Source organism: Paenibacillus chungangensis, from assembly GCF_042675905.1.
GTDB lineage: Bacteria > Bacillota > Bacilli > Paenibacillales > Paenibacillaceae > Pristimantibacillus > Pristimantibacillus chungangensis.
Genome location: NZ_JBHTJZ010000026.1, coordinates 1 through 9184, shown reverse-complemented (window position 1 = coordinate 9184; position 9184 = coordinate 1). Strand labels below are relative to the sequence as shown.

At 42.1% G+C, this 9184-nt stretch carries 5 protein-coding genes and 1 pseudogene; 5 read left to right on the top strand and 1 reads right to left on the bottom strand.

All coding sequences use genetic code 11. The annotated features are described in order from the left end of the window. Window positions 1–111: 111 nt before the first annotated feature. From ACFQ2I_RS16390 to ACFQ2I_RS16370, 5 genes and pseudogenes are all read left to right on the top strand, one after another. On the top strand, window positions 112–2820 hold the full coding sequence (locus ACFQ2I_RS16390) for a hypothetical protein (RefSeq protein WP_377566065.1): 2709 nt from the start codon (window positions 112–114) through the stop codon (window positions 2818–2820). 95 nt (window positions 2821–2915) lie between these two features. Continuing rightward, window positions 2916–4637, top strand: a complete 1722-nt coding sequence (locus ACFQ2I_RS16385) for an Ig-like domain-containing protein (protein WP_377566062.1) — start codon at window positions 2916–2918, stop codon at window positions 4635–4637. A 45-nt stretch (window positions 4638–4682) separates the two neighbouring features. Continuing rightward, window positions 4683–5786, top strand: a complete 1104-nt coding sequence (locus ACFQ2I_RS16380) for a glycoside hydrolase family 172 protein (protein ID WP_377566060.1) — start codon at window positions 4683–4685, stop codon at window positions 5784–5786. Window positions 5787–5970: 184 nt separating this feature from the next. Next, a pseudogene (locus ACFQ2I_RS16375) lies at window positions 5971–6297 on the top strand (S-layer homology domain-containing protein); the annotation flags it as partial. 66 nt (window positions 6298–6363) lie between these two features. After that, complete coding sequence (locus tag ACFQ2I_RS16370; RefSeq protein WP_377566057.1) at window positions 6364–8385, top strand: S-layer homology domain-containing protein; 2022 nt, start codon at window positions 6364–6366, stop codon at window positions 8383–8385. A 583-nt stretch (window positions 8386–8968) separates the two neighbouring features. Here ACFQ2I_RS16370 and ACFQ2I_RS16365 read toward each other — a convergent pair. Next, window positions 8969–9184: hypothetical protein (locus ACFQ2I_RS16365; RefSeq protein ID WP_377566054.1), on the bottom strand; the 216-nt coding region annotated here is incomplete at its 5' end.

The following is a 9184-nucleotide window of genomic DNA, read 5'->3' as shown; positions in this document are numbered from 1 at the left end:
ATTTCGGCTTATTGGCCGCCCCAGCTCTTAATGACCTGGTGGCCGGTTTATTCAAGCATAGATTCTCACAATTACCAGTTAATCTCGTGAACTGCATAAGTCATGAGAATAGTGTCTGATCAAACGATTAAGTTTGATGTAATCGTAGAGAAGCAATCCGATGATGTCATATTTGAAGGAACGTATGACAATGTCATTCTTTTGTCGGAAAGCAAAGTTGTTATTAAGGGAAAGGTGAATGCAGTCAATATCGAAGCAGCTGCTGAACTGGAAATTTCCCCAGACGGAGAAGTGACTTACCTGGTTGTTAGCAATAAGGGTAAGGGTGCTGTTATAGCAGGAGAAGGTAGCGTAAAAAATGCAACAATTGAAGCAAACGACGTCACACTGGAAACGAGAAAAACGAAGATAATAATTGATGAGACGGTAGATCGTGTGATGATCGGTGGAGAAGTAGTGCTAGGCGGTACGATCGTATTTGTTGATGATCAAGGGAACATTGTGAAGCCTGGTAACGAAAATTCATATAATGATTCACCGGGTACTTTACCCGCTAGTGACAATACGTATTATGTTGCCACAACTGGAAGTGACACAACAGGTGACGGCTCCAAAAACAATCCATGGAGAACCATTCAAAAAGCAGCAGATACGATGGTTGCTGGTGATACGACTGTCATCAGAGAAGGGATCTATGAAGAAACGGTTAAGCCAAGCCAAAGTGGAGAAGAAGGTAAGGCCATCACTTATAAAGCAGCGGATGGTGAAAAAGTAGTTGTAAGCGGTGCGGATACTGTGACGGGGTGGGAGGAGCTTCCTGATACGAGTGAATTTGCTTGGGCGCAAAATAAACCTATTTACAGAGCATATATTGGAACTGATCTAGCAACAACAACCTATCCAAAAATCGATGGTACAGTCGGCACTAAACAGTTAGCGCTAGATGTGTACGTCCAGAACTCAAATGGGATAGAGCAGCAAATGAATCAGGCGAGATACCCGAATATGCAAGCAGATAAGCTCTATGACAAATTAGAACTGGACAATTATGGGGCTTTAGTAGATGGCGGCATGACATTTGCAGAATTTAATGGAGAGAACAAGCCGAATGATTATTGGAAAGATGCCACGATTATGTATACCGGGAGTCATGTCAGATGGTCTGCTCAAACGAGTATAATAACGGGTTCAGTCAATAACAGAGTGACATTTGATGCACCACTGGCAAAAGAGTGGCATAGAATTGCGGCCCCTCAATCCCGTTTTTATATCTTTAATAAGTTAGAAGAGCTTGATGCACAAACGGAATGGCACTATGAGGATGGATATTTATATCTATGGGCGCCTAATGATGCAGATTTAACAGCTGGAGCTGCACCAAAAGTATCTATTAAACAAAGAAAATGGGCATTTGATTTAAGCAACAAAGATTATATCAACATTGAAGGTATTCAAGTGTTCGGCGCTTCAGCTAATCTTGAGGATGCCCATTATAATGTAATTAGTGATACGCAGTTTAAATATATTTCATCCGATCCATGGATACACTTCACCTATAGTAGAGGTGGCTGGGGTGATCATGCCACAATATCTCCATGGTGGGATAGCACTTGGACGGATGTAGGTGTATATATTGGCGGAAGCCATAACGTACTTGAGAACAGCTTATTAGAAAACAGCTTTGGTGATGTTGTAACTGTTAAAGGATCGAACAATACGGTTAGAAATAACATTATGCGAAACGGTAACTCAAATGTTACAGAAGCAGGTGTCCTATCTGTAATTGGTAGTAATCATGATATTTTAGGAAATACAATGTACAATGCTGGACGTTCTGTTCTGCAATTTAACTTTGTGCAGGGATCCCGATTAATGTATAACGATATCTATAATTCTGGGAAACTTTCAAAAGATTTAGGTGTTGCCTATTGTTACATTACAGATGGTAAAGGTACCGAAATAGCATACAACTGGGTTCATGATAATCTGGCAGAGGGTGCTGGTGCCGGTATATATTTGGACAACGGTTCCAGTAATTTTATACTGCATCATAATGTAACGTGGAATGCTGAAACGATGGAAGGAATTTTCTTGAATTCTCCTGCAGTAAATCATCAAATATATAATAATACACTTGTAAATTCACATGGTGGGTCTGGCAGTGCTGTAGGTATTAATAGTCCGATGGAAAATGTGAAAGTGTACAATAACTTATCAACAAACCTACCGATTACATTAGGGAACGATCAAAAAAATAATGTTAGATACGAAAACCCATTATTTGCAGGAGAAATCTTTGATGCATTAAATGTAAGCAACACGCCTGTATACGATCTAGTAAAAAGCTCTAAGGATCTGAAGGGAGACGTTTTTGCACTCGAAGCTAACTCTCCGGCTATAAATAAAGGCATTGCAATTGATGGCTTTACAGATTATGTGACGGATGGAACACCAGATGCGGGTGCATATGAATATGGTCAGGAAGTATGGATTGCAGGTCATACTGCTGATGTATCTCACTTAGGATCAAATAACAAGGAAATTATTTATCCTGAGATGAGAAGATACAACAATACAGATGGTGAACTGGTGTTCAATAACAAGTGGTATTATAATCCATTCCACGCGGGAACAGGGTACTTCTTCCACGATCGGATGATTGCAGGTGCAAAGCCTGAAACTAATAATCACGGAGACAGTCGATTTGTAGACATTGGCGATGATATTGGTGCAGCTCTTGCGTTTACTTTCAAAGGCAGAGATATCACATTATATGGCGGTCGAGGTCCTGACTTTGGACAAGTCAAAAAATTACATTAACAAATTTAACTGATCAAGTGATAGTAGAAGAAATTATTCATGATGGATACCAAGCTACGCACGCTCAAGGTACTGAAACCTATAGTAAAAGGGGATTGAATAAAAATAAGACGTATAAATTAGAGCTTATTACACTAGGTACCAAAAATGCGCAATCCTCAGGTTATCGTCATGAGGTTGATGAAATAATGGTATTTAATCCCGAAACAAATACGGTAACTCAGCCAACGAATGATGCGGATCCAAATGATAACTTGTCAACTTATGCTACTGGTATAGTAGTTAAACAGGATCATAGACAAAATGCGTTAAGAGTTATGACAGATGGTGTTAAGACATTCAAAGATTTGGCTGCTGGTAGCACAGATTATGGTTCTGTAGATTTTGCAGATAGTTATGACGGTGCAAGTGGGAAGACAGAAGATTTCTGGGGGCTTACATTTGATGAAAACTATTTGTTCGACAAAGTCATATACACCACTGGCGCAATCTTCCCAGACGGTGGTTGGTTCATTGATGACAGCCTTAAAGTGCAAGTAAGAAAGTATGGTCAGTGGGTGGATGTGACGGGTTTACAGGTTGCACCAGTGTACCCATACAACAATACTGCAGGACCGGCGATAAGTGGAGACACGGAGCTCACAGGAACTAGTTATACGTTTACGTTCAACGATACTTGGGGTGATGCAATTCGAGTGTATGGTACACCATATAAGCACACGAATAATCTAGCTTTCACTTCTATCTCTGAACTAGAAGTCTATTATGTAGATCAAGATGCTGATACACCAGGGATGCCTGGAACAATTGAAGCACTTAGTATTTCCGGTGACGATGAAGTTGCAGTAAACGATACTATCGCATTATCAGCAAATGTAACACCGATAAGTGCAGAAGGTCAGATGCTGATCTGGGAAACCTCTGACGGCACAATTGCAACGGTTAATGAGAATGGAATTGTTACAGGTATTAAAGGTGGAACGGTCACCATAACTGTATCGTCTGAAGATGGAACTGCTACAGATACGCATAATGTGACAGTTATAACAAATTCAGTTGAAGGTGTAACGATTGCTGGTGCGGATGAAGTGAAAAAAGGTAAAACGATTTCGCTCACAGCAAACATAACGCCAGAAAATGCATCCAATCAACTAGTAAATTGGGTATCAAGTGATGAAACAGTAGCCACGGTAAATGATCAGGGTGTTGTAACAGGTATTGAATTAGGTACCGCAACGATTACTGTAACAACTGTTGATGGGAGTAAAACTGCACAACACGATGTTACGGTAGTAGTGCCTACTCCTGTTAATGCCAAAAATGATGACAATATTGCATTGACAGAAGGAGCGGCCCTTGTCTCATTAGGTGATCAATTCAATAATGCATTAGGTCAAATGACAGATGAAAATAAAAACACTGCCAATTGGAATTTTGCAACGAGCTTAAATGAGAGCGCGCAAGGTAGAGAAGAAGATTACTGGGGATTAACGTTTGACAATTATTACGGATTTAACAAAGTAGTTTATACGACAGGTCCAATGTTCCCTGACGGTGGTTGGTTTATAGATAACAGTCTCAAAGTACAGGTTCGACAATACGCTGTATGGGTAGATGTAACAGGATTAAATGTAACACCACAGTATCCTTACTATAATACAGCTGGGCCAGCAGCCAATAACACGGGAACAAGCTATACCTTTACCTTTGATGATTCTTGGGGAGATGGTATTCGGATTTATGGAAAGCCGTACAAGCATAGCAATGACTTCACATTTACAACTATAGTTGAATTTGAAGCCTATTACACGAACTAAAACTAAATTCGAATTTATGGATTAGGAGAAAGAGAGGAATTTCACATGACAAAGCAATTTTACCAACTAGAGGATTTTGTATCGAGAACGATTACGCCTGAAAACCCAACAGGGGAAAAAGGGAAGGGGGCAATGGCGGAGCCTGAAAAAGGTTCTGCTGGAGAGCACTTAGGGAAAGGCTGGAAATCCAGACCAAACGTTCTTATTGATGAATATTCAGAATTTGAAATGATGAATATTGAGGCTGAAGGTGTTATTAAAAGTATTTGGCTAACTGGTGAAGTCGATCGCGGTGTCATTATTCGCATGTATTGGGACGATCAAGAGGTTCCTTCCGTTGAATGTCCAATTACGGATTTCTTCTTATATGGCTGGTCAGGACCACATCATATGAAGGATGGTAACTGGAATGCTGGTCCTCAGTATCAGGTAGATTCATGCTTTATGGCGGTACACCCTAATCGTGGTTTTAATTGCTTTATTCCGATGCCTTTTAAGAAAAGAGCTAGAATCACACTAGAAAACAGAACGAAAAATAAGAAATATGTGTACTATCAAGTGAATATGGAAGAGAAAAAGATTGAAAATAACATCGGGTATTTTCATGCACAATTCAGAGTTAGCATGCCAGTTCAATATAAAGACGTGCATACGTTATTAGATGGTGTAAAAGGAAGTGGTCTTTATATTGGTACAGCGTTGTACGTAGGGTTGAATCGCGCTTCAAGATGGTGGGGCGAGGGCGAATTCAAGTTTTATTTGGACGGTGACAAAGAATACCCAACAATTTGTACAACGGGCTTAGAGGATTACTTCGGCGGTGCTTTTAACTGGGATTGTGAAGGTGAATATCAAGAATATTCAGGTCTATACATGGGGATGCCGCATATATCTAAGCCGGATGGACTGTATGAAGTTCAACAACGATTTAGTTTGTATAGATGGCATGAGAAGGATCCCATCCGTTTTAATGAGGAAATAAAGGTTACCGTACAAGATTTAGGCTGGACGAAGGATGACGATGGCGTATGGAAAAGATTCCTGCAGCGCGAAGATGACATGATGTCTGTCAGCTATTGGTATCAAACCTTGCCAACAAATCCATTCCCTCCATTAATTTCTCATGAAGACTTAAACGAAAGATTCTAATTCCGAACCTCCAAGACGTATGTGCTCCTTTTCGGAGCAATGATAATAGAAAAGTCAATGGAGTAATGCAATGGCGGCATGACACGTTCATGCCGCCATGGTTATAAGCATCGATAAAAAGAGGAGATGATTACATGAATCGAACAATGTTTCAACGGCATTTGTTAATGCTGCTGATCGTTTTATTATTGCACAATGGATTCCCAATTCTATATCTGCAAACGCATACAAAGATACCTCAAGTAATTGGGCCCAGTCCGAAATTAACAGATGGAGCAAGCTTGGCATACTAAAAGGGTATAATGGGTTATTCCGACCTAATGATTACTTAACACGCGGGGATATGGCTATAATTGCGGACCGCATTATGAATTTCCAGTATAAAGGAGATGTTAGCTTCCGAGATGTTGCTCCTGATGCTTATTACTCTGAAGCTGTCATCAAAGTAAGTACTTCGGGTGTTCTTATTGGATATCAAGATTACTTTCGACCGAACGATAATATATCTAGAGAAGAAGCAGCTGTCTTTATGCACAGGTTTCTGAATATTGAAAAAATAGATAGCAGCAGTACTGCAATGAATAATGACGCATTCCTGTTCAAAGACAGTGATTCTATATCGACATGGGCGTTATCTGAAGTCAATGAGTTAAAGCAGCGAGATTTTATACAGGGTCGTCCAGATGGAGCATTCGATCCTCATGCTTATATTACACGAGCTGAAGTCATTAAGATGCTGGACAATGCCATCCAAGCGTTGTACATTCAACCGGGTTCATATTCGGAAGATTTGGATGGTATCGCTATTGTAAGCGGCAAAGACATCACCTTAAAAGACTCCATAATTCGAGGTTCTTTGCTGCTTGCGGAAGGTATTGGTGAAGCAGATGTGAACATTGTCAATATGGATGTGACAGAACAGGTTATTGTAAAAGGCGGGGGGGTTCAATCTGTCTACGTAACTGGTGAGTCGAATGTGACCAGCCTTATAGCCGCAAAAAAACATTCTCCTTTTCGTATTCAGAAGGATGATCAGGCAATTGTTGAGAGGGTCGAGCTCTCCAGCGACTCCAATGATGTCATATTGTCCGGCAATTATGAAACAGTTGACATGCAATCAGCTAGCACCTTGCTACTGCCAAAGGGCTCAAAGCTAAAACAAGTTTATATGAACAAGGATGGAGCTGTACTGAGCGGGGATGGAAATGCAGATATGATCTATGTCTTGGCAGACAATGTTCATGTCAATATTAACGGGGCCAAGCTAGTTGTGGATAAGAACGCGGAAGGAACTATGGTGAATGGCAAGGAAGTAGGTCCGGGCAAGCAAGGCATCACCCAGTCCGGCGGTGGAATTATTGAGGGAACAGGGTATACTCCTCCTTATACTGGAATAGATAGGACTCCTTCCGTATTTTATGTATCGCCGCATGGCAATGACAATAATGATGGAAGCCTCCATCGTCCATTCCAAACGCTGCAGAAGGCGAGCAGCGCCGTCAGGCAAGTGAACGATCAGATGACAGGCGATATTACTGTTTACCTGCGCGGCGGAACGTATGAGATGGATGCTCCATTGCAATTAACGGAGGAGGATTCCGGAACGAACGGTTACATGGTCGTGTACAAAGCCTATCCGGGCGAAGTGCCTGTTATCTCGGGAGGGAAGAAGATAGAGGGATGGGTTCCCGACGATGTAAATTCAAATTTGTACAAAGCTGCCGTTGCGAATATCGGTCAAATCAGACAACTTTATGTGAACGGCAAGAGAGCCCAACGAGCGAAAAGTGCGGGTAGCTTCAAGGATGATAGTGTATACCGTTATCGAAGCGGTCAATATGTGACAAGGAATAACCAGATTTCGGGCTATATCGTAAACACGGCTGATCTGGGAGGGGATTTGAGGAATGGGGATGATATGGAGCTTGTCTTTAATCTAGGCTGGAGACAGCATCGTGTAGCTGTGGATGGGGCTGAAGACAATGAGAACGGAACAACGAGTCTGTTTGTTGATCCCGTCAGAATGAATTGGGCGCTTACGCTCGATGCTGCTAATAACAGACCCGTGTTAAACAAACCATTTTACGTGGAAAACGCTTTCGGGCATCTAGATGAGCCAGGGGAGTGGTATTACGATGAGGAGGATGGATACGTCTATTACTACCCGCTGGCTGATGAACAGATAGCTAAAATTGAAGTGATAGCGCCGGGAGAGATTGAATCGCTGATCTCCATTGAAGGAAGCGACCGGAACAGCAAGGCGAGTCACATCCGTCTGGAAGGTCTGACTATCCGGCATAGTGCCTGGCATAAGCCTTCCGTGGAGGGAGCTGTGATCGTGCAGGCGAATTTTTATGTGAATCAGGATGGTCAAGGGTCTCACACTGACGGAGGGGAACTGGCGGAAGCTGCTGTGGAGATGAAGAATGCCGAGCACATACAATTTCACGGCAATCGCATGGAACAGTTAGGCGGTACAGGCTTAAAGCTGGCTGATGCGGTACGCGACATTGCTATTACAGGGAACTGGATTTCCGATGTATCGGAATCCGCCATTGTCGTCGGTTCATGGCTTCATAATTTCGTTAGATACGGATGATGAAGAAGTGCCCACCGACTTGCTTATCCGCAACAATCGGATTCGAGAGATCGGCGAGGAGTACTTCGCCAGTCCCGCCATTGCGGCTTATTATACGGATTCCTTGACAATTGAGCACAATGAAATTGAGGAAATCCCTTACGGAGGCATTAATATCGGCTGGAATGGCTGGCAAAGCACGGAGAAGGATTCCGTCACCAGAGGTGAATTTCGAGTGAAAAGCAAACCTGATGAGCTCACTCGTCTGTTGTCAGAATTCTTTACCGAATACCTGCCTATTACCAAGGGGCTAAGCGTGAACACGATCACAGCATACCAGTACGCTTTTCAGTTGCNGTCCATCTCGAACAAGAGCGTCAATGTACTGCTAAAACGCGCAATGTTCGCCGCTCAGCGATTATTGCGTTTGCAAAATATGCCGCCAAGAAATCTTTTTCGTCATCATTGCCATTTTATTCTGAAGCGATATCTTCCACGAAGAAAAAAGAGCCGAAGAATAATATCATCAAATATTATTTGAAAGAAGAAATTCAATTATTACTAAAATTGCCCGATACTTCGAAAGCAATCGGACAGCGTGATGTCACGATGCTGGCGGTATATTTGCCACTGGGGCACGGGCACAGGAACTCTGCGACATCACTTTGAACGACATCACGTTAGCAACTCCGTCTTTTCCAACAAAGGTGCGCTTGACTGGAAAAGGGAACAAATCACGAGTAGTTACTATCCCCGCAAGCTGTACCTCAATCATAACCGAGTATTTGCGGATAAGAAAATATGATTTAAACAACAAGTC

Coding starts and splice junctions, on each gene's coding strand:
- ACFQ2I_RS16380 (WP_377566060.1), top strand. CDS start 4,683: ATGACAAAGCAATTTTACCAACTAGAGGATTTTGTATCGAGAACGATT.
- ACFQ2I_RS16370 (WP_377566057.1), top strand. CDS start 6,364: ATGAATAATGACGCATTCCTGTTCAAAGACAGTGATTCTATATCGACA.